Here is a 24,001-nt window from a genome sequence, read left to right as displayed (position 1 = left end):
GTTTTCATGGAACGATAGCAGGCATGGGCATGATCGGACATCGCTTTCGTTGCTATCCCGGTCGCCAGCAGGAAAATATCCTGCTGCGTTGGATTGGCTGTCAGCGATTCATCTATAACAGCAAGGTCAGAGAAGACCGTTATTTTCGTGCCTTTGCCCGAAAAGCCTTGTCGCTGACCGGGCAAAAACCACCCATCGACCAACAATACAGCCAGTTCATCGGCCCCGATACGGCGTGGTTGCGTGAAGTGCCCTCCCAGGTGTTACGCAATGGCGCGGTTCGATGGAAACAAGCCTACAGTCGCTTCTTCCAGAAATTATCCGGTCGTCCAACGATTCATGGAAAAGGTGGCGAACAAGGCGTCTGGCTGACGCGGGAGTTATTTGCTTTCGAGGATGATGGCGAAGGGGGTTATCACCTTCGGGTCGGCACGAAAAAGCACCCGCTCGGTCGGTTGCGCTATGTCGCGGATCGGCCTCATACATTGCCCGCATCCATCGTCATCAGCATCAACGCCGGTCAGTGGCATGTGTCATTTGCCACCGAGGATGATGTGATCCATCCGCGCCCTGCAGAGATCCAGGCCGAGTTATCGCAGTGGGATGAGGCTTCATTGCACGCGGCCACCATCGGCGTGGATCGCGGCGTGGCGGTGCTTGCCTACGCCAGCACGGGATCGGTGTATGCCTTCGACCCGGTGCAAAAGCAGCGAATGGCCCGCAAGGAACGCCAGCGCCTTCGCTGGCAGCGGCGCATGGCGCGACGTGCCAAGGGCTCATCCGGCTGGCACAAGGCCAAAAAGCGCGTGGCCCGCACCCACACCTACGCCAACAACGTGCGCAAGGACTTTGCCCATAAGACAAGTCACGCATTGGTGATGGCGCCGGGGGTGAGGCTCGTGGTCATGGAAGACCTCAAGGTGGCCTCCATGAGTCGTCGCCCGAAGGCAAAGACCGACGAGCGGGGGCGCCACGCACCCAACGGTGCCCGCGCCAAGGCGGGGCTCAACAAGGGCATCCTCCATAGCGCCTGGGGCAAGATCAGAACCTATGCCCAGTACAAGGCACCGAGAAACAACGTGCTGTTTCTCGTGGTGCCGCCGCACCATAGCTCGCAGGAATGTGCCGTTTGCGGCCACATTCATCCCGACAATCGGCTCAGTCAGAGCCGATTTGTCTGTCAACGCTGCGGGCAGACCGATCATGCCGACCACAACGCCAGCCGGGTGATTGCCCGACGCGGCGTCACAACGGTGATCGGTCAGTGCAAATCTCTTCAACAGGTAGGGGCGGTGCGCCCCGAACCGCCGTTCCCGGACGGCTACGCCGGTGGAGATCAGGGTCAGTCGCAGAAGGGCAAGCGCCCAACTGCGCACAGATCATCGAAACCGGAAACCATGCCTACAACCGCTCAAGCGGTTTAGGGATGGTAGTTCATAAATCTCGATCTTTCCGCGGGCGCGCCGGTGCGTAAGCTGGACTTGGGTGTGGATATGGAGCGCATCCTTTCGGGCGAGGTGTCGGATGCCTTCGTGCCGGCCATGCCTTTCACTTTCCAGCCGGCCCCTTGAGCCAAGCTCACTTTCGGTATTTCAGCGCCTTTCTTTATGAGATGCTTGTTTTCCTTATTTTCCCCGTTCCCTTTTTCCCGCGTCACTCCCGCGCAGGCGGGAGTCCAGGATTTTCAGTCTGTCACTGGATTCCCGCTTACGCGGGAATGACGATACCCGGAAGCGGGCCTGCAAGTGAATGTCACTGGATTCCCGGTGCGGGGAATGACCCGAATTATGTCTGCAACCAAGCGGTCGTCCGGGGTTGAATGATTCGCAGCAGGCTGGCCCATTCACCCCAGGGGCACGAGGGCTGGCCATGATCGTCAATGGCCAGGAGCAGGTGTCCGTGAACATCGTGGCATTCGATGCCCAGGATCTCACCCTGATAGCCGGGTTTGCGGACGATCCAGATGGTTTCCACGCCCTCCAGTGCCAGACTCAGCCTCGTGTCCGGGCCTTGGCCCAGTTCCAGGGTGTTTTCCCGGATATTTGCTTCCCGCAGAGGGCCCGTCGTGCGCTGGCAGGCACCGGCATGGGATACCGAAAGACGCAGACTCATGGGCGGATCCTGTGCCTGCAGGCATTCGGCGAGCAGATGCAGGGCCTCCGGTCTGGCCCGGACGGCGTAGTCCGTGCCCAGGGTTTCCAGCAGCCGGGACCTTGGCAGGTCGGCAATGCCAGGGACTTCATTCAGCGGAAGATCGCCCGGCATCTGCCACCAGAGGCGAATGCCGTCCCTTTCCAGTCGTTCCATGTAGGGGGACTGCATCTGGGGCTGGCTGTAAGGGGGCATGGGGACGCGGGTATGTTCCCGGCCCTGACGTGAGTCCAGAAAGGGCCTGATCAGGTTGGGTGCAAATCCTCCGGGGGCGGTGGACTCCAGGGCAAAGATCCGCTCGCCGTAAGCATCAAAGAACCGCAGCGATCGTGTCACGGTACCGCTTGCCCTGTCGATATCGATGGCAAAGCCGCTGTACCAGGCATCGGTACGCAGGATCATGGACTGTTGCAGGCCGAACAGATGGAGGGTGTCGTCCACCACGCGTGACTGATGGACGCACGGGGCTTGATCCAGCGTCACCCCGCGGCGGGTAGTCACGCAGCGAACGCCGGGTTGTTCAAGCAGGGTGTGGATGATGCCGAACCAGTCACGGCAGAGCCGGTGAACGCGCCGGCCACAGGACAGAGCCAGTTGCTGGGATTCCGTCAGCCCAAGGTAACTGGTGTCATGGGCGGGCGTCGCCGGGGCAGGGAAGGTGACGTGGGCGGCGGTGGTGTCCAGGGTGTGGGATGTGAACATGGGCGGGTGCCTCCCGACTCAGGCCGGATGATGGCGATGCCGCCCGCAGCCCTGACAGGCCGAGGCGCACCGCTGGCGGTTTTCAGTGGGTTGCGGGGGCTGCGGGGACGTCGGCGTGCCGTGATTGGAGGTCTCGGTGTCGGGCTGATCCTGATGGGGGGTGGGGATGTGGTCGGGGGTATGCATGGCGGCTCCGGTGTATTTGTTGGCAATAATCTAAATAATAATCATTATTATTTAAAATTGATAGTCTTTGCCGGTGTGCCCTGCTGTCCTTCCTGATCAATGGGGTCTAACGACATTTCCCACCGCAGCCACCGCACTTCTGGTTGCCCCTTCGCGGCCACAGGCGGCGCCATAGAAAGATCAGTGCCGCCAGCACGATGCCTCCGGTCACCAGGATGTCGATCCAGGTGACGGAGGGCGCCTGAACCAGCATGTCATGGGCTTCCATCGGCAGGGCCTCCCGGTGTTGCGGTGGCCAGGCCCGGTTTCACCCTCTGGCGAGGCCATAGGCCCACCATTAGCAGAAGGGCCAGTATCAGGACCCAGAAACCGATCATCATGTGGATGGCATCCAGGGTGAACGCCTGTCCCAGGCTGTGGATGGCGCTGGCCATCAGCAGCCCCAGGGCGGCGGGGAAGACGATGGAAAAGAGCATCCAGCCGGTGGAGTCGGTCTGTACCCTGACCATGATGGCGGTGGCCAGACAGGGGGGGTAGATGGCGAAGAACACGATCAGGGCCAGGGCCACCAGGGCGCCTTCGCTGCCTCCCATGGCCGTTCCCATGCGCTCTTCCAGGGGCCGACTGGCGCCTTCCTCCTGCTGGAACAGTACGCCCAGGGTGGCCACGGCGCTTTCACGGGCGGCAAAGGAACTGAGCAGGGCCACATTGATCTTCCAGTCGAATCCCGCCGCCCGGGTCAGGGGTTCCAGGGCCTGCCCGGTGCGGCCCAGCAGGCTGTTGTGGATGCGGGTCTCCTGCATCTCCAGGCGCAACAGCCTGCGTTCCTGATCCAGGGTGCGCAGGGCGCGATTGATGGCGCGGACATCCCGGTCACCCCCGCCGGGGCGCACAAAGGGGAAATAGATCGGATCGGCCTGTTCGAAGCGCCGGTCCAGTGACTGGACAGCCTCCGGCGTGCTCAGGTTCATGCGCCTGGCCCGGTAGGCATTGGACAGACTCAGGGCCTGCATCAGCTGTTCAGGCGTCTGAAACAGGTGGGCATGGGGGTTGTCACGGATCTGGTCATGGAATTGATTCAGTGCGATCTGGGCGCGCTGTTCAAAGTTCTCTTGTTCTTCCGCTGACAGCCCCGGCAGATTCAAAAGGACGAAGATCACCACCGCCACCGCCAGCACGATGGTGCCCACCTTCTTGATGTAGAGCCAGGTCCGGTCCAGGGCGCGGCGCATGACGCCCTTGGCCGTGGGCAGGTGATAGCGGGGCATCTCCATCACGAACGGGACGGTTTCCATGGGCCGGAGCAGGGTGCGGGTCAGCAGCCAGGCCACCAGCAGGGCCACCATGATGGTGATGGTGGCGATGAAGAACATGATCAGGCCCTTGTGGTCGACGAAGAAGATGCCGATGAGCAGGGTGTACAGGGGGATCTTGGCCAGGCAGTTCATGTAGGGCACGGTGAGGATGGTGGCCAGCCGTGCCCTGGGATCGGGGATGGCGCGAGTGGCCATCACCCCGGGGACGGCGCAGCCGCCGGCAAAGACGCCGCCCAGGATCAGGGGCAGGGTGGACTGGCCGTGCAGACCGAACCGATGCAGCACCCGGTCCAGGATGAAGGCGATCCGTGCCATGTAGCCGGAGTCTTCCAGGATGGCGATGAGGGCGAACAGGATCAGGAAGATGGGGACGTAGTTAAGCAGGGTATTGACGCTGTCCAGGAGCCACAGCCCCAGTGACCGGGACAGGGGATCGTGCAGAAAGCCCGCCGCCGGCAGCCAGTCGGCGGCCAGATTGCGGACCCCCGCCAGCAGAGGCCAGGTGTACTGGGTCAGTTCATAGCCCTGCACGATGGCCGTGTGGTAGATCACGTAGATGGTGGCCAGCAGAAACACCGGTGCCAGCCAGCGATTGAGCAGGATGCGGTCCGCCCGCTCGGTCCAGCTGATCCGCTGCCCGCCGGTGCCCGTGTTCAGGCACTGGCTCGTGAGGTCGTGGGCGTGCCGGTCCCGCATCATGATGACGTAGTCGGCCAGATCCTGGTCATGGTCCTTCTGGAACCGGTCGCGGTGGTCGCGAGCCTCCGCCAACAGTGTCTCCATGGATTCCGGCGCCAGCCCGTGCCGCAGCAGGAGCGGCTTGCCTTCCGGGTCGTTCTCCAGCAGGCGCAGGGCCATCCAGCGGTTCTTCAGGCTGTCGGGCAGCCTCTCCATGATGGCCTGGATGTGGGGTTCCAGGGCGCCATAGCGGGGCAGTCGGGCGGCGATGCGGTGCCCGCCATCCAGCAGGCCGCTGATTTCCCGTTTCAGTTGATCCAGGCCCTGACCCCGCCGGCCCACGGTCTCCACCACCGGCACACCCAGCAACTCGGCAAGCCGCCGTGGATCGAGGGTGTGGCCCTGACGACGAACCACGTCACTCATGTTGAGGGCGCAGATCACCGGCAGGCCCATTTCCAGCACTTGAAACGTCAGTGACAGACCCCGTTGCAACTGGGCGGCGTCCAGCACATGGATGCCCAGTGTCGGCGGCGAGTCCAGCAGGAAACTTCTGACCACCCGCTCCTCGGGTGAGAAGGCGGTGAGGCTGTAGGTGCCGGGCAGGTCCACCAGATTCAGGCGCCGATCCCCGAGATGCATCGGGCCCTGCTTCTTTTCCACCGTCACGCCCGGATAGTTGGCCACGTGCTGGCGCAGGCCGGTGAGGGCGTTGAACAGGGTGGATTTACCGCAATTGGGTTGCCCGATGAGGGCGATGCCGCCCCGGATGTCGCCGGGGCGGGCAGTGGTCAGCGGGATGGTGTGCATGCTTCAAGGGTTACCGTGATGTGAAAGGCTTCCTGGCGCCGGATGGCCACGAAACTGTCGCCGGCATCCAGGCGGACTTCCAGGGGATCGCCCAGGGGGGCGAGTCGCACCAGCTGAATCCGGCGACCGGGAAGCAGCCCCATGTCCAGCAGTCGCTGGCGAATCGATCCCGAGGCGGTCAGCCGGAGGATGCGGCAGGACTGGCCGGGCCGAATCTGGTCCAGGGTCTGATCCGGTTCAGCGCAGCTCATGGACCTGTACCCAGATCACGGCCTCCTGGCTCAGGGGTTCGCCCTTGTATTCGGTCACGGGACCCGATTCCGGGGCGGCAAAGCCCCATACGCCGGCCTTGGGCAGGGCGAAGTGAAAGATCCCGTTTGCATCGGTGTGGGTGACGAAGGTTTCAAACGCGGGAGAGGGGAAGTTCAGGTGCCCTTCCTTGCGCAGGGTGTTCTTGTCCATGAGTACGTCGTGGTTCATGAACTCCACCTCGATCTCCGCGCCCGCCACCGGCTCGCCGTCGGAGAGCAGCTGGGCGCTGAAGAGCATGCCGGCGTAGAGGGCGTAGGGCTTCACCAGCGGCACGATTTCGGTCGGCAGGCCCAGGGGCTTGTCCCAGTCGGAGGGTGCGCCGCCGCGGTTGACGATGGTCTTGGTGAATTGCTGGATATAACCGTCTCCTTCCTCCAGATAGGGGGCCGGCACCAGGGCAAAGACGTAATCGCCATTGCGCCGGATGGGGACTTCGGCCGCAAAGGCGCGCCCCTGGTTATGGGCGCCCTGCCAGGTGATTGGCTTGAGGGTGTTCATCAGGTCCGTTTTTTGTCCCTGGTGCACCACGAAGAACTGTTCGGGGGTACCCATGTCCATCACCGCCCCGTTGCCGGCCGGATGGGTGAAGACCAGGCGGAAGGGCAGGGTAGTGGGGCTGTCATGGATGAATGAGGGGGTGTAGAGCAGCTGGAAATGGGCTTGCGTCGGCGCGGCGAGTCCAACCAGGAAAGCCAGGCCTGCTGTCATCAGGGATCGCTTCATGAGGGAACGGCTCCTTGGGAACGAAGGTGAGGTCAGGGCAGGATACGGCTGCCGGGAATCTCGATCCGGTGACCTTCACCGGCATCGAATACCGCGGTATAGGTGCCTTCGGGCTTGTCGAACTCGATTTCGCTCAGGGTGTTGAGCTGGTCTTCCAGCAGCACCCCGCCACTGCCGTCCAGCACGCGGATGGTCACGCCGGCGGCGGATGAGCCGTCGGAGAAGCCGCCTTCGCAGAGAATGGTGCCGTCGCCGTTGTCGTAGCAGGCGAACAGGGGAGTATGGGCCAGGGCCGGGCCGCCGAGCAGGCACAGGGCCAGCGTGGTGGTGGGAAGGGAGACGAGCTTCATGACGCACCTCTTGCCGTCAGGGGGTGGGACGGGACTGGCTGGCTAGCCGCTGCAAGGGCATCACTGGCTGATTTTTATAACGATAACGATTCTTTTAATTGATCACGAAGGTACTTGCATTCGGCTTTGATATCTTTGATGACTTATGTCAAGCCGGGTCAGCGCCGCGTTCGGGATCACGCGCTGGCACGCCGCAGTGATGCGTCCATGTCCGGGGCATCGTGGTCGTCGTCAATCGTTAGGGCATGTTTGCGAGGCGATCAAAATAATGAATGGCATGCCTTGTGCTGGTTTATTCCTGCTGTGCCATGGAGCTTGCCATGACAGGAATTAACTCTTTATTCGGATGTGTTTTGGGCGAGAAGCGCACCATTTTGGTGCTTGTGCAGTGTGATTGCGCCGATAGCTACCCCGTAAAAACCGTGAGAGCGCCATGCAAGTCAGTCAGATCGACATTCTCTGGATCATTCTTTGCGCCAGTCTGGTCTTTACCATGCAGGCGGGGTTTCTTTGCCTGGAATCCGGTCTGACCCGAAACAAGAACGCCATCAATGTGGCGCTTAAAAATGTGGCTGACTTTGCCTTGGCCGCTTTTCTGTTCTGGTTGTTTGGCTTCGCCCTCATGTTCGGCGACAGTATGGGTGGCTGGATCGGGCTGAGCGGGTTTCTGCCGGAGCTTGGATCAGGCAGCGTGCCTTGGCTGGCGGCGTTCTTTTTCTTCCAGGTGATGTTCTGCGCCACTGCCTCCACCATCGTGTCCGGTGCGGTGGCGGAGCGCATGCGCTTTGCCAGTTACATGGTGGTGACCGCGCTGGTGGCGGGGCTGATCTATCCCGTCTTCGGCCACTGGGCTTGGGGTGGGGTGACGGGCAGTGGATCAGGCTGGCTGGCGGATATGGGGTTCGTGGATTTTGCCGGTTCCACGGTGGTGCACAGCCTGGGTGGTTGGGTGGCGCTGGCCGGGGTCATCGTGGTGGGCAGTCGTACCGGGCGTTTCGTGGCGGGCGAGCGGCCCCGGGTGATTCCGGCGGGCAATTTGCCCATGGCCATGCTGGGTCTGCTGATCCTGTTCTTCGGCTGGTTCGGTTTCAATGGGGGCAGTACCTTGGCGATGGATGGTCGGGTGCCGGGCATTCTGGTCAACACCACTCTGGCCGCGGTCGGAGGCATTCTCACCGGGCTTCTCATCGGCTGGCGTTTCCGGGGTTATCCGGAGGTGCTGTATGCCCTCAATGGGGCCATTGCCGGCCTGGTGGCCATTACCGCCGGTGCTCATGCCCTTTCCGCCGCCAATGCGGTGATGGTGGGTGGGGTGGGGGCCATTCTCATGGTCCTTTGCCATGAAATGCTGCTGCGTTTGCGTGTGGATGATGCGGTGGGGGCGATCCCCGCCCATCTGGCCGCCGGCATCTGGGGGACCCTCGCGGTGGGGTTGTTCGGTGATCTGTCTGCCCTGGGTACGGAGCTGGAACGCCACCAGCAGGTGGGGGTCCAGTTGCTGGGTATCCTGGTCTGCGGCCTTTGGTCCTTCGTCACTGCCTATCTGTTGCTGAGATTCATCAATCGTTTGATGCCGTTGCGGGTCACCCCCCTGGATGAAAGCCTGGGTCTGAACGTCTCGGAACATGGTGCCCGCGATGAACTCGCGGAATTGATACAGACCATGAATGAGCAGGCAAGCAGTGGCACGCTGGACCGGCGCGTGGCGGTGGAGCCCTTTACCGAAGTGGGCCAGATCGCGGTCCATTACAACCGCCTGATGGATACCCTGGCCAGGGCCATGGATCAGACCCGGGCCATCATCCGGGACATGAAGGAAGGCGTGATGACATTCTCCCGGGACGGGGTGCTCACCGGGGTCAATCCCGGGGCCGAGCATCTTTTCGGCATCCCTGCCGCCCGGGCGGTGGGAAAACCGGTGCATCTGCTGTTCGAGGGACGTGATGCCAGGACCGAAACCGGCGAGTGTGCCGCCTTGCCGAATCCTGGGGAGCGGCAGGCCTATCGGCTCAAGAAGGATGACGGGAATCGGTGTACGGTGGAGGTATCCGTCACCGAGAGTCAGGTGGGTGATCAGGTCATGTTCACGGCCCTGGTCAGGGACGTGACGGAACGACGGCAGGTGGAGGAGCAGTTACAGCGGGAGCGGGACCTGGCCAGGGTCACGCTGGCGTCCATTGGTGATGGGGTGATCACCACCGATGAGTCCGGTGTGATCCAGTATATCAACCCCGTTGCCCAGCGTCTGACGGGCGTGGACCTGAGCGAGGCCCGTGGCCAGCATATCGGGTCGGTCTATCGTCTTGTGGACGAGAAGACCGGCAGGATGATGGAAAATCCCGTGCGTTCGGTGCTTTCCGGGGGGCAGCCCATTCGCCGTCATGAGCATGGTCTGCTGCGCCGTCGTGACGGCAGGCAGATTCCGGTTCAGGACTCCGCTGCCCCCATCCGTTCCCACGAGGGTTTCATCATGGGGGTGGTGCTGGTGATCCATGATGTCACCGTCACCCTGAACCTGTCCCGTGAACTGACCTATCAGGCTCGGCATGATGTCCTGACCGGGATTCTCAACCGGCGGGCCTTCGAGGAATGTCTCACTCACCTGCTTGACGGCGCCTTCGAATCCGATACCCATCATGTACTTGGTTATCTGGATCTGGATCAGTTCAAGGTGATCAATGATACCTGTGGTCATGAGGCCGGGGACGAGGCCTTGCGTCAGATCACGGCGCTTTTGGGGCGACATGTGCGGAGCGCCGATGTACTGGCCCGGTTGGGTGGCGATGAATTCGGTCTGCTGCTGCGGGATTGCCCGATGGACAAGGCCTGTCAGGTGGCCGAGGCCATGCGTCAGTCGGTACAGGACTTTCGCTTCGCCTGGCAGGACAAATCCTTCAGTTTGGGGATCAGCATCGGACTGGTGGGGATCGGCGAGGGGCACGGGTCCTTGGCCGCATTGCTTTCCGCCGCGGATTCGGCCTGTTATGCGGCCAAGGAGGCCGGCAGAAGTCAGGTGCATGTGTATCAGCCGGACGATCAGCATTTGCTGGAACAACATGGACAAGTGCAATGGGTTTCGCGGCTGCAGTCCGCCCTGGATGAAGACCGGTTCCGTCTCTATGTGCAGCCCATCGTACCTTTGGTGGCGGGATGTGGGTGCGTGTCGGTGCATTACGAAGTATTGCTGCGGTTGCGGGAAGGGGATCAGATCATCAGTCCCGGTAGTTTCATTCCCGCCGCGGAGCGTTATCAGATGATGCCCCGTATCGACCAGTGGGTGGTGCGCAATGTGCTGGCCTGGCTGAGTGACAATTGTCGCCGGTCGGGTGGCTTGGACGGTACCTGGTGCGTCAACCTGTCGGGCGCCTCCCTGTCCGATGACCGCTTCCGGCAGAGCCTCAAGGCGGACCTGGAACAGCTGGCCCTGCCACCGGGAACCCTCTGCCTGGAAATCACGGAAAGCGCGGCCATCGGCAATCTCTCCAAGGTGGTCCCTTTCATCCGGGAAGTCAGGCATCTGGGCTGTCTGTTTGCGCTGGATGACTTCGGCAGTGGTCTGTCCTCGTTCGGGTATCTGAAAAACCTGCCGGTGGACTATCTGAAAATCGATGGCGCCTTCGTCAAGGATATCGCCCATGACCCTGTTGACCTGGCCATGGTGCGGGCCATCAATACCATCGGCCATGAAATGGGCCTGAAGACTATTGCGGAGTTCGTGGAAAACGAGGAAATCATGGATGCCCTGGGCCGGATCGGGGTGGATTTCGTGCAGGGCTATCACATTGGCAGACCCCGGCCCCTGCATGAGATCGCACCGGTGCGGCTCATGCCACGGTGAGGGCAGGGCACAGGCTGAGGTGTTTTTGAATCCACTGGTGTACCGGGTCCATTTCAAAGTACCAAGGCAGCGAAATCATTATCCTCCTGTGTGGTGGCGATTGTCTGAGTGGTGCCATACCCGGTAAGCTTGCCCCGTTTGTTCAATCCTTCCACGGGTGCCCGCAGGCCAGTGCCTTCGGGTGAAACGGGAAGCCGGTGACGTCGCCGTGGCGACCATGCCGGCGCTGCCCCCGCAACGGTAGGTGGTGAGCAGGGATCATCCGGCCACTGTGAGGTTGCGCCTTCGTTCAGGCGCGCCTCATGGGAAGGCGATCCCCTGTGTGCCCCGGCACAGCCACGAGCCCGGAGACCGGCCCGCGGAATATCTGTCACTCCATCAACATGCACGCGGGCGGCGTGCGGGAGACATTCCATGTCTGCATCCTCGGGCGCCTTCCGGGCGCGCATCCCTGCCACCATCGTCACCGGCTTTCTGGGCAGTGGAAAGACCACGTTGTTGCGCCACATCCTGGATCATGCCCAGGGACGGCGCATTGCGGTTATCGTCAATGAGTTCGGTGAACTGGGCGTGGACGGGGAGATCCTTCGCGGCTGCACCGTGGGCTGCGAAACCGAAGAGGGCGAAGAGGCCGGCCGCATCTACGAACTGGCCAACGGCTGTCTGTGCTGTACCGTGCAGGAGGCCTTCTATCCGGTCATGCAGGCCCTGATGGAGCGCCGCGACGAGATCGATCACATCCTCATCGAAACCTCGGGCCTGGCCCTGCCAAAACCCTTGGTGCAGGCCTTCAACTGGCCGGCCATTCGCACCGGCTGCACGGTGGATGCGGTCATCACCGTGGTCGATGCCCCCGCCGTCGCCGCCGGCCGGTTTGCCGCCAATCCGGAGGCGGTGGAACGTCAGCGTCGCGCAGACCCCAATCTGGATCATGTCTCCGGTCTGCATGAACTGTTTGAGGATCAACTTTCCGCGGCGGATCTGGTGCTTTTGAACAAGGGGGATCTGATCACACCGGAGGCCCTGCAACAGGTGGAGGCGTTGGTGCGCGGGGAGATCCCGCCCCAGGTCAAGGTGGTGACCGCCGATCACGGACGTCTGGATCTGTCCCTGTTGCTGGGTCTGGGTTGTGCCGCGGAGGAGGGCATCCATCTACGCCACGCCCATCACCACCATCATCACCACCATGAGGGAGAGGGCGCCGCCCACGGGCATGAACACGAACACGAGCATGGACATGACGCCTTTGATTCCGTCGTCGTCGAGTTGCCGGCGGTGGATCGGGAAGCCCTGCTGGAAGGGCTGCAGGCCCTGGTAAGTACCCATGACATTCTCCGCATCAAGGGCTTTGCCTGCCTGCCCGGCAAGCCCATGCGGTTGGTGATCCAGGGGGTAGGCCGTCGCTTTGACAGCTATTTCGACCGTCCGTGGCGGCCTGACGAGTCGCCCCGGACCCGCCTGGTCTGTATCGGCCGCGGTCTGTCGGCCGCCGTGCTGCGGCAGGCCCTGGCACCGGCGGCGCTTGCGGAACCGGCCTGATGCACCTGCTGTCGGCCCAGCCCGGCGGCTTTGTGGATGACGATACGGTCACCATCCGGCTGGATCAGTCCCCGGCGGAGATCGTCATCCTCAGCGCGGCGGATACCACCCTGGCCCTGCTGGCCGCCCATTATCCCGGCAATCCCCAGGCACCGGGGGGCGGCCTGATTGGTTATCCGACCTTGCGTCTGGCCAATCTGCTGCACCTGCGCCAGCCGGCTTCCGTGGATCTCTACATGGAAAGTGTGCTGGAACGGGCGCGCCTGATCATCATTGATCACCTGGGTGGGGAGTCCTACTGGCCCTACGGCACCGAGCAGGTGCAGGCCCTGTGCCGCCGACGCGGCATCGCCCTGGCCATGTTCTCCGGCGATCATGTGGAGGATCCCCGCCTGCTGGCGGGCAGTACGGTGGCCCCGGAGATCTGTCGGACCCTGTGGCGCTATCTGCGGGAAGGGGGCGGGGCCAATATCCGGGCCTTTTACCGCTACCTGGGCGCCACCTTCTTCCAGTTGCCCCTGTCGGTGCCGCCGCCCCGGCCTCTGCCCGCCATCGGGATCTTTCACCCGGAGCTGGATGTGGGCACGGTGGCGGCCTGGGAGGCCCGCTGGGTTCCCGGCGCCCCCCGGGTGGCCCTGCTGTTTTATCGCGCCCATTTGCAGGCAGGAAATATCCAGGTGTTCGACGCCCTGTGCGGGAGTCTGCTGGAGTGTGGTCTCAATCCCCTGCCTCTGGCCCTGATTTCCCTTAAGGCCCCCCTGTGCCTGGACACCGTGCGCCGACTGTGCCGGGAGCAGGCCGTGAGCCTGGTGCTCAACAGCACCGCCTTTGCCCGGGGCGGGGTGGAATCGGTCGCGGATACGCCGTTGCTGGACGATGTCCCGGTGGTGCAGATACTGCTGTCCGGCGGCAATGAGGCGGCCTGGGAGTCTGATCCTCACGGGCTGCAGCCCCGGGATATCGCCATGCAGGTGGCATTGCCGGAGATGGATGGCCATATCATTTCCCGGGCGGTCAGTTTCAAGGGACTTCAGCATCGTTGCCCCCATACCCAGAGCGATGTGGTTCACTATCAGCCCCAGCCCGAGCGCATCCGCTTTGTGGCCGAGCTGGCCCGACGCTGGTGCCGCCTGCGGACCCTGGACAATGGCGACAAGCGGCTGGCGCTCATCCTGGCCAACTATCCCACCCGGGAAGGGCGTCTGGGCAACGGCGTGGGACTGGATACGCCCCAGTCCGTCATCGTCATTCTGGAACGGCTGCGGCAGGAGGGTTACCGCCTCGGACCCATCCCTGACAACGGCGATGCCCTGATGGCGCTGCTGCGCCGGGGCATCACCAACGACCCGGACCGCTGGCCCGTGCGCACCGCCTGGCAAAGCCTGTCCATGCCGGATTACGAGGCCTTCTTCCAGGATCTTCCCGAGGTCTGCCGGTCGGCGGTCCTGTCCCGCTGGGGGGCGCCGGATCAGGACCCCATGGTGCGCCGGGGGCGGTTCATGATCGCCGGGCTGCGCTGTGGCCACGTCTTCATCGGCATTCAGCCTCCCAGGGGATATCACCTGGACATGATGGCCAACTACCATGATCCGGATCTGGTGCCACCTCACTATTACCTGGCCTTTCATGCCTGGCTGCGCCGACGTTTCGACTGCGATGCCGTGGTGCATGTGGGCAAACACGGCAACCTGGAGTGGTTGCCGGGCAAGAGTGTGGCCCTGAGCCGGACCTGCTGGCCGGACCTGATCCTGGGGCCCATGCCCCATCTCTATCCCTTCATCGTCAACGACCCGGGGGAAGGCACCCAGGCCAAGCGCCGCGCCCAGGCGGTGATCATTGATCATCTGATGCCGCCCCTGACACGGGCGGAAAACTACGGCCCCACCCGGGATCTGGAGCGGCTGGTGGACGAGTATTACGAGGCGCTGATGCTGGACCGGCAGCGGGCCGGCGTGCTACGGCGGCGGATTCTGGAGATGATCCTGGCCCAGAACCTGCACCAGGATCTGGGGCTGGAGGCGCCCCGCTGCGAAACGGACGAACAGCGCCTGCTGAACCGTACCGATGCCTATCTGTGTGAACTCAAGGAAAGCCAGATCCGGGATGGCCTGCACGTGTTTGGTCGCTCCCCGATGGGACGCCAGGCGGTGGATACGCTGCTGGCCCTGGCCCGCTACCCCTCCGGTGATGGCAGGGGGGGCAACGACAGCCTGATCCGGGCCTTGTCCCGGGATCTTTTGGGGGAGGGTTTCGATCCTCTGGACGCCCCCTGGGAGGCGCCCTGGCAGGGCCTTCGTCCGCCGTTACTGGCCGGAATCAGTGATACCCCCTGGCGGCATCAGGGGGATACCCGGGAACGCCTGGAGTGCCTGGCCCTGCGGATCCTGAGCCAGGGGCTACCCGTGGACGAAGGTGGTTGGTCTGCCACCCGCCAGGTACTGGAACGCATCCATCAGCGTCTGCGGCCGGCCCTGGAGGCCTGCGGTCCCCAGGAGTTGTTGCAGCTCACCCGGGGATTGGCGGGGCGTTTCGTGCCTCCGGGGCCCAGTGGCGCCCCCAGTCGGGGGCGCCCCGACGTCCTGCCCACCGGACGCAACTTCTATTCCGTGGACGTTCGCGCCGTGCCCACCCCCACCAGCTGGATGCTGGGCCTGAAATCCGCCAATCTGCTGGTGGAGCGTTATCTGCAGGAGGAGGGAGACTATCCCCGGGCCGTCGGTCTGTCGGTCTGGGGCACGGCCACCATGCGCACCGGCGGCGATGACATCGCCCAGGCCATGGCCCTGATCGGCGTGCGCCCCCGCTGGGCGGCGGGCAGTCACCGGGTGACGGATTTCGAGATCCTGCCCATGTCCGCCCTGGACCGCCCCCGCATCGACGTGACCCTACGCATCTCCGGGTTCTTTCGCGATGCCTTCACCAATGTCATCCGCCTGTTCGATGCCGCGGTACAGGCGGTGGCCGGGCTGGACGAACCGGAGGCCGTCAATCCCATCCGCGCCCGTATCCTGCGGGAGACCCGGGCGGGTGTGGCGCGGGGGCTGGACCCGGATACGGCTCGCCGACGGGCGGGACTGCGCATCTTCGGCGCCCGGCCCGGTGCTTACGGTGCCGGGCTGCAAGGACTGATGGAGAGCCGGCAATGGCGGGACGATGGGGATCTGAGCGAGGCCTACGTGAACTGGGGGAGCTATGCTTACGGCACCCGGGACCAGGGGGCCGCCCTGCCCGATGTCTTCCGGCAACGACTGACAGGGATCGATCTGGTGGTGCAGAACCAGGACAATCGGGAACACGATCTGCTGGATTCCGATGACTATTACCAGTTCCAGGGTGGCATGAGTGCGGCCGTGCGCTATCTGAGCGGACGTCAGCCCGCGCTCTTTTTCGGGGATCACAGCAATCCCCAGGCGCCCAGGGTTCAGTCCCTGGCCCAGGAGATCAGCCGGGTGATCCGGGCCCGGGTCACCAATCCCAAATGGATCCAGGCGATGCAGCGCCATGGCTACAAGGGGGCGGCGGAGATGGCCGCCACCGTGGATTACCTGTTTGCCTATGACGCCACCGCCCGGGTGGTGCGGGATGATCAGTATGCCCGGGTGACGGATGCCTTGATCAACGACCCTCATAACCGGGCCTTTCTGGAACGGCACAACCCGGATGCCCTGCACGAGATGTGCGAGCGTCTGCTGGAGGCCATGCAGCGTGGCCTGTGGCAGGCGCCGGGGAATTATCGTGAGCAGCTGGAAACCCGGTTGCTGGAGAGCGAGGCCCGTTGGGAGGGGGCATGAGCGTGCAGATCCCGACACCCCAATACCCGTTCACAGCCCTGGTCGGGGTGCCCCGCCTGCGGATGGCCCTGTTGCTGGCGGCCATTGATCCTCTCATCGGCGGAGTGCTGATCCAGGGACCCCGGGGATCGGCCAAGACCACCAGCGCCCGTGCCCTGGCCCAGCTGCTGCCGGAGGGTTGCTTCGTCAATCTCCCCCTGGGGGCCAGTGAAGAACAGTTGCTGGGATCGCTGGACATCGAAAGCGCACTCCAGCACGGCCAGGTGAACTTCCGCCCCGGCCTGCTGGCCCGGGCCCATCAGGGGGTGCTGTATGTGGATGAGGTCAACCTGTTGCCGGACGTGCTGGTGGACCAGTTGCTGGATGTGAGTGCCGGCGGCGTCAATCGGGTGGAGCGGGACGGCATTTCCCACCAACACCCGGCCCGGTTCGTGCTGGTGGGCACCATGAACCCGGAGGAGGGCAGGCTACGCCCCCAATTGCTGGACCGCTTTGGTCTTTTCGTCACCCTGGACGGGGGGATCGATCCCCCCACTCGGGAGGCCATCGTGCGCGCGCGGCTGGCCTTCGAGATGGACCCGCATGGCTTTGTCCTGCGCCATGATCAGGCACAACGGGCATTGCTGGAGCGGCTCTGCCGGGCTCGCAACCGACTTGAAAGCCTGGTGTTCGAGGATGATTTGCACCGGCAGGTCAGCCGGTTGTGTTTCGAGGCAGGGGTGGAAGGGGTGAGAGCGGATCTGGTCATGCTGCGTGCCGCCCGTGCCCACGCCGCCCTGGCGGCACGATCCCGGATAGAGGAACAGGACGTGCAGGCGGTGCAGGCCCTGGTGCTGGATCATCGGCGTCCGCCGGCCGGCTCCGAGTCGGTGGAGGTTCCGCCTCAAGGCTCGCATGCCGCCGAGCAGAGGCGTCCGCCTCCTGCCGGGGCGACGATGGAATCGGAGTCCACGGAAACATCCCGTGGCCAGGATCCGGAACCGGATCATGATGATGAATGGGGCGTACTGCCGCCGGAGCCGGTGGCCTACCGGCCGTGGGATGTTGCGAGGCCCTTGCCGGTAAAAAAGCCCTGACGCACCGTCGGGCACCCGGACAGGTGCCCGACGGGCGCGGTGACAACCCCGGTCGGCAGCGTGAGTTCTCCCGCCTTGGGCCGGGGGTCATCCACTGGCACCGCAGCCTGATCCACAAGGGGCATGGCCCCCTGACCCGGGACGCTCTGGTTTATCGTCGCCGCCGGGGGCATGGTGACATGCTCTATTGTCTGGTGTTGGACTGTTCCGGTTCCATGCTGCGTCGGGACAAGCTGGCCCTGGCCAAGGGACTGCTGTCCACCTGGGTACAACAGATCTATGTTCTGCGGGGGGAACTGGCGGTGATCGGGTTTTCCGGCAGTGGGGCCCGGGTGTTGCAGCCCCCGGCCCGAGCCGCCGTCTTCAACGAGGACTGGATCGCGCCCATCGGTGGTGGCGGAGGGACGCCGATGGCCTCCGGCGTGGCGCTGGCGGACGCCCTGCTGTTGCAGGTACGCCGCCGGAACCCCGACAAGCGCATCGGTTTATGGTTGCTGACCGATGGCCGTACCCACCGGATTCCCCCCAGGCCAGCGCATGCCGATGTCTGCCAGGTGGTGGACTTCGAGACTGAAGCCGTCTCCCTGGGACGGGCGGCGAGGATCGCCCAGGCCTGGGGGTGTGCCCATGGGCACGTGAATGCCCTATGAGGACTGCCGCGCAGAGGCGATACGCAGATTATCCACGGCAAACAGACGACCCAGCCGCTTGCCTTCGTGGGCTTTCAGCAAGCGCACTGCGGCGTAGGTGACCAGGGGTTCGATGAGCACGATGAGCGCATAAGAACTGGCCCACAGCGCCCAGGCGCTGATTCCTGTCCCTGTTCCCGCCAGCCAGAAACCCACCATCAGGGCCACGCCGCTGTAGTACATCGCATCCAGACGCAAAATCCGTCCCCAGGTCAGGGTTTCGCCCTGTTCCCGGTAGCGTCGCCCGATGGTGTAGTGGACCAGCAGCAGCGGCAGGATCAGGGAGAGGCTGTTGACTGCCCAATGCGCCAGGTCGGCAGGTTCGAAGATGAGGGCCTGCAGGAGCAATCCTAGAGCAAAGCCGAACAGTGCGGGCAGAAAGCCCAGGGTGAAGTAGATGGCCATGGCCCCGACGAAGTGAAGCTCCGATGGCCCGACGTGAAAGTGGATAGCCTCCATGAAGACCGAGAAGAAAAGCGCGGCCAGGAGAATACGCGGCCAGTCCTGTGGGCGGCGTATGAGGTGGCGTAGGTAATAGGCAAGTACGACCGCGGCGGTGGCCCCGGCAAGGATGAGTTTGGGTTGGGCAATCAAGCCTGTTTCGATATGCATGGCAGACCTCGGTCTATCGGGTTCCAGAAACCATGCGGGGGGCAGGATCAAGGCGGCAGGCAACTCGGCAAGCGCAGCGGCATGCCAGGCGTGTACGCCGCCGTTCACGGTTCCCCGCCGTGTGGCGCGTTGCTTGAGGCCGGTCTCCGGGCTTGCGAGAGGAAGCTATGCTTCCGGTGAGGCGCCTTCCCATGCCGGACGCAGTATTACGCCTTCGGCACAGTGACGTGATGCCACACTTTGACTCGCCTACCGTTGCGGGGACAGCGCCGGCCTTGGCCGGTGTGTGAAATATATTCACGTCACCCGCCGCACCGGCTTCCCGATCACGACACTCGACGCCGACCATAGGCCGGACGCACAGGCACCGCGATCCCGACGGCACGTGCCGCCGGGTCACCTGAAGCAGCCGAAACCTTACGAACCTTGGGGAAGCAAGTCAATGTGCGACGTGTGTGTTCTCTACCGAGACAACCCGGTTGCGGCCGGACGCCTTGGCGCGATAGAGCGCCAGATCCGCCGCTTCGATCAGTTGTCCGGGTGAGCGTGTGTCCCCCATATTCAGCGTCGCCACGCCGATGCTGACCGTGATCACCCCCAACGGGGAGCTTTCGTGGGGCAACGCCCTTTGTTCCAGCATGCCGCGAATCTCTTCCGCCAATCCAAGGGCCCTTGCATGATCAAGACCGCTGCAGACAACGGCAAACTCCTCACCGCCGTAGCGGGCCGCCAGATCGGTGGCCCGCTGGGTATGTTGCCGTAGCACGTCGGCCAGCACCTGCATGCAGTGGTCTCCCGCCGGGTGTCCATGCTGATCGTTGTAGGCCTTGAACCAGTCGATATCCAGCATCAGCAGACTCAACGGCTGGGCAAAACGGCGGGTTCTCCCCCATTCCCTTGCCAGCACCTCATCAAGGCTGCGTCGGTTGGCCAGGCCGGTGAGCGCGTCGGTGCGGGACAATCGGGACAATTCCTGGTTGGCCTGCTCCAGCTCCCGCGTGCGCGTGGCAACCAGCCGCTCCAGATCCTGGGTCTGTCGTTCCATGTGATGTGCCATCTGTCCCAATGCCTGGGATAACCGGCTGACTTCCTGGACCGGAGTGCGGATGTCGGGCCGGTAGGTCCAATCCCCCCGTCCGAGTCGGCTTGCCCAGCGACTCAAGGCCACCAGAGGACGGGTGACCCAGATGCTGATGAGGGTGATCAGGATCATTCCCAGCAACAGTATCCCGGCCGCCACCAGCAGCAATTGCCGTAGTAGATCCAGCATCGGTGCCATGAACTGGCTCTGGGGGATCGCCTGCACGATCCTGAGTGTCGGGCCGTCCCGGAGTGAGTAAGACACCCAGTCCACCAGATAGCGTTCGTTGCCGATCTGGTGCAGTATCCGGCCCTGTTCAGGGTCGGCTTGTCGTTCCAACAGTTCGCCCAGTTCCCTGAGCAGAGGAGAATCACTTTCCCATAGACTGATCCTGCGGGTTTCGTCACGGCTCAGGAAATAGACCGGGTCCGGGGTCGAGTTTGCCAGTAGTTTTCCGTCCGGTTCGGTGATGAAGGCCACACCCCCGGAGCGCTCCATCACTTCGGCCAACCAACGGCTGAGCTGGACGATGGACACATCGGCGGTGATCACGCCCACGAACTGGTCATCGGCCCCATAGAGGGGGGCAGACATGCCCAGTCCCATGGCGCTGTAGTCATCCGCGGGGTCATTGATGGCATAACGGTAGACCGGGTACCAGCTCATGCGCCCCATCATCTGGGCAGTCACGAACCAGGGGCGGAGTCGGGCATCGTAGTTATCATTGCCGGCATCGATCAGTTGTCCCGGACGATTGCGTTCATCCACGCGGTAGAGAGACATGACCCGGTGGTTGGCGATGCTGGCCTGCAAGATCCGCAGACTGCGATCCTCGCCCAGCGGAGGGCGGCTGGCAGCAAAATATTCCCCTTCGGGCGTGCCCGTGGAGAGAAAAGTGAGCAGGGGTTGCTGCTCCAGTTGCAGCAGGAAATTGCGGACCAGGGCTTCAGGATCTCGTGGATCGATCACGCCCTGCCGGACCTGGGCGACATTGAGGCTCACCACCTGCCGGGGAACATCGAAGAACTGGCGTACCTTGTCGTTGACCTGACTGCTCACTTCTTCCGCCAAGCGGGTCTGCAGGCGCAGGGACATCGCTTCCGCGGCCTGATAGGTAAGCCACCACTGGATGGCCACCAGCAGCAACAGGCCCGAACCCAGCAGCAGGATGATGTAGCGTTTAAGCGTCATGATGCGGTGGGGTCCTGGTTTGGAGTATCCCACTCGCAAGGTTACCACGTTCGAGACCGATTCCAGTTCATGCCCAAACGATGGACGTGGTCCTGGCGGTCTGCAGCTGGTGCCTTCGGACCCCGGCCCGGGCCAGGCGGGATTGCAGGGCGGGCAGTTGTGCTTCCAGTTCAGGCACCACGGTGGTGCGCACCTCCAGGGCCACGTCGGTGGCCAGCACCCGGTACAGGCTGTCCCAGGCGGCCTCGCCGGAACCCGGCACACCCGTGATCGCTGGATAGTCTTCGGGCAGGGCCTTGATGTCCAGGCCCACCCAATCGGTGAAGGGCAGAACCCGGGCCAGACGCTCTGGATAGACGCCGGCGGTGTGCAACCCCACCTTGAAACCCATTTTTCGCACCTGGACCATGGCCCGTGCCAGCCCGCCCTGCAGGGTGGGCTCGCCGCCGCTGAACACCACGGCATCCAGCAGCCCGCGGCGCCGGGACAGAAACGCCGTCACCTGGTCCCAGCCTATCGGCGCATCCGTCCGTGGCGGCTGTAGCCGGGTGTTATGGCAATACCCACAGCGCCAGGGGCAGCCCTGGCAGAAGATCACGGCCGCCAGCTCACCGGGATAGTCGATGGTGGTGAGGGGGGTCATTCCCCCCACCCGCAGCGATTCAGCCGCCGTGGCCGGCACGGTACATTCAGCGGTTTGCATGGCCCGTGACGCCGGGTTCCTCGAAGTAGCGGCGCTGCGCGTGTTCCGACTGCTTGCCCTTGTTGAAGGCGGACACCGGGCGGTGATACCCCATGACCCGGGTCCAGACCTCGCAGGGAGTGCGTTCCTCGTCGCTCAGGGTGATGTCGGCGGAGATTGGGGGATTCGTTTTCATCATTTTGTGACTTCCTTGAAAAGGGTGGGGTACGACTCAGGCCACCGCGGCGGCCTGGGCCTGTTTGCGGGCGATGATCTCCTGGTCGCAGTGGGGGCAGAAGGCATGCTCGCCGGCGATGTAACCGTGCTTGGGGCAGATGGAGAAGATCGGCGTGACCGTGATGTAGGGCTGGCGGAAGTTTTCCAGGGCCCGGCGCACCAGGCGCTTGCAGGCCTCCGGGGAGGAGATCTGCTCGCCCATGTACAGATGCAGCACGGTGCCGCCGGTGTAGCGGGTCTGCAGTGCTTCCTGGCGGGACAGGGCCTCGAAGGGATCAGCGGTGAAGCCCACCGGCAGCTGGGAGCTGTTGGTGTAGTAGGGGGCATCCGGGGTGCCGGACTGGATGATGCCCGGATAGCGCTTTTGATCCTCCCGGGCAAAGCGGTAGGTGGTGCCCTCGGCGGGCGTCGCCTCCAGGTTGTACATGTTGCCGGTCTCCTCCTGGAATTCCAGCATCCGGGCGCGGACATGGTCCAGCAGACGCAGGGCCATGGCATGGCCGGCGTCGGTGGTGATGTCCTGGGCATCGTCGGTGAAGTTGCGGATCATCTCGTTGATGCCGTTCACGCCGATGGTGGAAAAGTGGTTGCGCAATGTCCCCAGGTAGCGCCGGGTGTAGGGGAACAGTCCGTCCTCCATGTGTCGGGCGATGACCTTGCGCTTGATCTCCAGGCTGTTGCGGGCCAGTTCCAGCAGCCGGTCCAGTTGGGCCAGCAGACCGGCTTCGTCGCCCCGATGGGTGAAGCCCAGGCGGGCGCAGTTGATGGTGACCACGCCCAGGGAGCCGGTCTGTTCCGCCGAGCCGAACAGGCCGTTGCCCCGCTTGAGCAGTTCCCGCAGGTCCAGCTGTAGCCGGCAGCACATGGAGCGCACCATGTTGGGCGACAGCTCCGAATTGAGGAAATTCTGGAAATAGGGCAGGCCGTACTTGGCGGTCATGGCGAACAGCCGTTCCGTGTTGTCGCTTTCCCAGGGAAAATCCGGGGTGATGTTGTAGGTGGGAATGGGGAAGGTGAAGATCCGGCCCCGGGCGTCTCCTTCGGTCATCACTTCGATGTAGGCCCGGTTGATCATGTCCATCTCCGCCTGCAGGTCGCCGTAGCAGAAATCCTGCTCCCGGCCGCCGATGACGGGCACCTGCTCCCGCAGGTCTTCCGGGCAGACCCAATCGAAGGTCAGATTGGTGAAGGGCGTCTGGCAGCCCCAGCGAGACGGGACGTTGAGGTTGTAGATCAGTTCCTGCATGTACTGCTTGACCTGGGCGTAGTCGAGCCGGTCCACCCGGACAAACGGGGCCATGTAGGTGTCGAAGCTGGAAAAGGCCTGGGCGCCGGCCCATTCGTTCTGCAGGGTGCCCAGGAAATTGACGATCTGGCCCACGGCGGAGGAGAAGTGGCGGGGCGGGGCGGCTTCCACCTTGCCCGGCACACCGTTGAAGCCTTCCACCAGCAGGGTGCGCAGGGACCAGCCGGCGCAGTAGCCGGCCAGCATGTCCAGGTCATGGATGTGGTAGTCGCCGTCCCGATGGGCCTGGCCGATCTCCGGGGGATAGACGTGGTTGAGCCAGTAATTGGCGATCATCTTGCCGGAGGTGTTGAGGATCAGACCGCCCAGGGAGTAGCCCTGGTTGGCGTTGGCGGCCACCCGCCAGTCGGAACGGTCCAGGTATTCGCTGATGGAGGCATCCACATCCACCAGGGTCCGGCGGTCGGCCCGCAGGGCCTTGTGCTGTTCCCGGTAGACGATATAGGCCCGGGCGGTGCGCAGGTGGTTGGCACTGATCAGGGTCTGCTCCACCACATCCTGGATGTTTTCGATGTCCGGGCACTGACCCTGGGCAAAACGATGGGCCAGCACCTTCACCACCTGGGCGGTGAGCAGGGTGGCCTCATGGTCTCCGAATTCTCCGGTGGCCTGACCGGCCCGGCGGATGGCGGACTCGATGCGGGCGGCATCAAAGGGCAGACGACGGCCGTCACGCTTGATGACTTGGGCGGGCAGGGCGGGCATTCGGGAAGGCAGGGGTTCCATGAAGA

The 24,001-nt window shown here is 63.6% G+C and carries 16 protein-coding genes, 1 pseudogene and 2 riboswitches; of the genes and pseudogenes, 6 read left to right on the top strand and 11 right to left on the bottom strand.

What is annotated here, in order from left to right; translation table 11 throughout:
• Nucleotides 1-29 precede the first annotated feature (29 nt).
• Nucleotides 30-1,424, top strand: coding sequence for an RNA-guided endonuclease InsQ/TnpB family protein (locus ACLF6L_RS09905; RefSeq protein WP_412851592.1), 1,395 nt, complete (start codon nt 30-32; stop codon nt 1,422-1,424).
• Between the two features lie 361 nt (nt 1,425-1,785).
• Here the strand turns inward: ACLF6L_RS09905 and ACLF6L_RS09900 are convergent, their stop codons facing one another.
• From ACLF6L_RS09900 to ACLF6L_RS09870, 7 genes are all read right to left on the bottom strand, one after another.
• A complete protein-coding gene (locus ACLF6L_RS09900) occupies nt 1,786-2,853 on the bottom strand; it encodes a hypothetical protein (protein WP_412851591.1) in 1,068 nt (355 codons plus the stop codon).
• A gap of 18 nt (nt 2,854-2,871) precedes the next feature.
• Entirely contained in the window at nt 2,872-3,039 is a 168-nt protein-coding gene (locus ACLF6L_RS09895) for a hypothetical protein (protein WP_412851590.1), read from the bottom strand.
• 106 nt (nt 3,040-3,145) lie between these two features.
• Entirely contained in the window at nt 3,146-3,307 is a 162-nt protein-coding gene (locus ACLF6L_RS09890; RefSeq protein ID WP_156055392.1) for a FeoB-associated Cys-rich membrane protein, read from the bottom strand.
• Nucleotides 3,294-5,843, bottom strand: a complete 2,550-nt coding sequence (gene feoB / locus ACLF6L_RS09885) for a ferrous iron transport protein B (protein ID WP_412851589.1) — start codon at nt 5,841-5,843, stop codon at nt 3,294-3,296. Before feoB ends, ACLF6L_RS09890 begins: the two co-directional genes overlap by 14 nt.
• Entirely contained in the window at nt 5,825-6,094 is a 270-nt protein-coding gene (locus tag ACLF6L_RS09880; protein ID WP_412851588.1) for a FeoA family protein, read from the bottom strand. The genes feoB and ACLF6L_RS09880 overlap by 19 nt, the downstream gene beginning before the upstream one ends.
• Complete coding sequence (locus ACLF6L_RS09875; protein WP_008932131.1) at nt 6,081-6,878, bottom strand: DUF4198 domain-containing protein; 798 nt, start codon at nt 6,876-6,878, stop codon at nt 6,081-6,083. The genes ACLF6L_RS09880 and ACLF6L_RS09875 overlap by 14 nt, the downstream gene beginning before the upstream one ends.
• 32 nt (nt 6,879-6,910) lie before the next feature.
• Nucleotides 6,911-7,228 carry a hypothetical protein gene (locus ACLF6L_RS09870; protein WP_008932132.1) on the bottom strand — a complete coding sequence of 106 codons (318 nt, stop codon included), beginning with the start codon at nt 7,226-7,228 and terminating at the stop codon, nt 6,911-6,913.
• Nucleotides 7,229-7,661: 433 nt separating this feature from the next.
• On the opposite strand from ACLF6L_RS09870, the gene amt reads away from it, so the two are divergent.
• The 5 genes from amt (at nt 7,662) to ACLF6L_RS09845 (ending at nt 18,122) form a co-directional block, all read left to right on the top strand.
• Nucleotides 7,662-11,066: an ammonium transporter gene (gene amt / locus ACLF6L_RS09865; protein WP_412851587.1), complete on the top strand. Its 3,405-nt coding sequence runs from the start codon at nt 7,662-7,664 to the stop codon at nt 11,064-11,066.
• Nucleotides 11,067-11,204: 138 nt separating this feature from the next.
• Nucleotides 11,205-11,441: riboswitch (cobalamin riboswitch) on the top strand.
• A gap of 39 nt (nt 11,442-11,480) precedes the next feature.
• The gene (gene cobW, locus ACLF6L_RS09860; RefSeq protein WP_412851586.1) at nt 11,481-12,605 is read left to right on the top strand and encodes a cobalamin biosynthesis protein CobW; all 1,125 of its coding nucleotides are present in this window, start codon (nt 11,481-11,483) and stop codon (nt 12,603-12,605) included.
• Nucleotides 12,605-16,396 carry a cobaltochelatase subunit CobN gene (gene cobN, locus ACLF6L_RS09855; RefSeq protein ID WP_412851585.1) on the top strand — a complete coding sequence of 1,264 codons (3,792 nt, stop codon included), beginning with the start codon at nt 12,605-12,607 and terminating at the stop codon, nt 16,394-16,396. Before cobW ends, cobN begins: the two co-directional genes overlap by 1 nt.
• The gene (locus ACLF6L_RS09850) at nt 16,393-17,472 is read left to right on the top strand and encodes an ATP-binding protein (RefSeq protein WP_238617989.1); all 1,080 of its coding nucleotides are present in this window, start codon (nt 16,393-16,395) and stop codon (nt 17,470-17,472) included. Before cobN ends, ACLF6L_RS09850 begins: the two co-directional genes overlap by 4 nt.
• A gap of 23 nt (nt 17,473-17,495) precedes the next feature.
• Complete coding sequence (locus ACLF6L_RS09845; protein WP_238617988.1) at nt 17,496-18,122, top strand: vWA domain-containing protein; 627 nt, start codon at nt 17,496-17,498, stop codon at nt 18,120-18,122.
• On the opposite strand, the gene ACLF6L_RS09840 is transcribed toward ACLF6L_RS09845, so the two are convergent.
• The 4 genes and pseudogenes from ACLF6L_RS09840 to ACLF6L_RS09825 form a co-directional block, all read right to left on the bottom strand.
• Nucleotides 18,117-18,773 carry an energy-coupling factor ABC transporter permease gene (locus ACLF6L_RS09840; protein ID WP_238622907.1) on the bottom strand — a complete coding sequence of 219 codons (657 nt, stop codon included), beginning with the start codon at nt 18,771-18,773 and terminating at the stop codon, nt 18,117-18,119. The genes ACLF6L_RS09845 and ACLF6L_RS09840 overlap by 6 nt on opposite strands.
• A 119-nt stretch (nt 18,774-18,892) precedes the next feature.
• A riboswitch (cobalamin riboswitch) is annotated at nt 18,893-19,138 on the bottom strand.
• Nucleotides 19,139-19,212: 74 nt separating this feature from the next.
• Nucleotides 19,213-21,045 carry a diguanylate cyclase gene (locus ACLF6L_RS09835; protein WP_412851584.1) on the bottom strand — a complete coding sequence of 611 codons (1,833 nt, stop codon included), beginning with the start codon at nt 21,043-21,045 and terminating at the stop codon, nt 19,213-19,215.
• Between the two features lie 67 nt (nt 21,046-21,112).
• The gene (locus ACLF6L_RS09830; RefSeq protein ID WP_238617985.1) at nt 21,113-21,748 is read right to left on the bottom strand and encodes an anaerobic ribonucleoside-triphosphate reductase activating protein; all 636 of its coding nucleotides are present in this window, start codon (nt 21,746-21,748) and stop codon (nt 21,113-21,115) included.
• A 16-nt stretch (nt 21,749-21,764) separates the two neighbouring features.
• Nucleotides 21,765-23,975 (bottom strand): annotated as a pseudogene (locus tag ACLF6L_RS09825) (ribonucleoside triphosphate reductase); the annotation flags it as partial.
• Nucleotides 23,976-24,001 lie beyond the last annotated feature (26 nt).

The sequence above is a fragment of the Ectothiorhodospira shaposhnikovii genome (assembly GCF_047222355.1).
GTDB lineage: Bacteria > Pseudomonadota > Gammaproteobacteria > Ectothiorhodospirales > Ectothiorhodospiraceae > Ectothiorhodospira.
Note: the sequence above shows the minus strand (reverse complement) of the source record. Positions and strands in the feature narration are given on the sequence as shown.

What these genes read in the sequence shown, in the direction of transcription:
- ACLF6L_RS09840 (WP_238622907.1), bottom strand. Translation starts at nt 18,773, where the DNA reads ATGCATATCGAAACAGGCTTGATTGCCCAACCCAAACTCATCCTTGCC.
- amt (WP_412851587.1), top strand. Translation starts at nt 7,662, where the DNA reads ATGCAAGTCAGTCAGATCGACATTCTCTGGATCATTCTTTGCGCCAGT.
- cobW (WP_412851586.1), top strand. Translation starts at nt 11,481, where the DNA reads ATGTCTGCATCCTCGGGCGCCTTCCGGGCGCGCATCCCTGCCACCATC.
- ACLF6L_RS09895 (WP_412851590.1), bottom strand. Translation starts at nt 3,039, where the DNA reads ATGCATACCCCCGACCACATCCCCACCCCCCATCAGGATCAGCCCGAC.
- feoB (WP_412851589.1), bottom strand. Translation starts at nt 5,843, where the DNA reads ATGCACACCATCCCGCTGACCACTGCCCGCCCCGGCGACATCCGGGGC.
- ACLF6L_RS09890 (WP_156055392.1), bottom strand. Translation starts at nt 3,307, where the DNA reads ATGGAAGCCCATGACATGCTGGTTCAGGCGCCCTCCGTCACCTGGATC.
- ACLF6L_RS09875 (WP_008932131.1), bottom strand. Translation starts at nt 6,878, where the DNA reads ATGAAGCGATCCCTGATGACAGCAGGCCTGGCTTTCCTGGTTGGACTC.
- ACLF6L_RS09850 (WP_238617989.1), top strand. Translation starts at nt 16,393, where the DNA reads ATGAGCGTGCAGATCCCGACACCCCAATACCCGTTCACAGCCCTGGTC.
- cobN (WP_412851585.1), top strand. Translation starts at nt 12,605, where the DNA reads ATGCACCTGCTGTCGGCCCAGCCCGGCGGCTTTGTGGATGACGATACG.
- ACLF6L_RS09900 (WP_412851591.1), bottom strand. Translation starts at nt 2,853, where the DNA reads ATGTTCACATCCCACACCCTGGACACCACCGCCGCCCACGTCACCTTC.
- ACLF6L_RS09870 (WP_008932132.1), bottom strand. Translation starts at nt 7,228, where the DNA reads ATGAAGCTCGTCTCCCTTCCCACCACCACGCTGGCCCTGTGCCTGCTC.
- ACLF6L_RS09880 (WP_412851588.1), bottom strand. Translation starts at nt 6,094, where the DNA reads ATGAGCTGCGCTGAACCGGATCAGACCCTGGACCAGATTCGGCCCGGC.
- ACLF6L_RS09835 (WP_412851584.1), bottom strand. Translation starts at nt 21,045, where the DNA reads ATGACGCTTAAACGCTACATCATCCTGCTGCTGGGTTCGGGCCTGTTG.
- ACLF6L_RS09830 (WP_238617985.1), bottom strand. Translation starts at nt 21,748, where the DNA reads ATGCAAACCGCTGAATGTACCGTGCCGGCCACGGCGGCTGAATCGCTG.
- ACLF6L_RS09905 (WP_412851592.1), top strand. Translation starts at nt 30, where the DNA reads ATGATCGGACATCGCTTTCGTTGCTATCCCGGTCGCCAGCAGGAAAAT.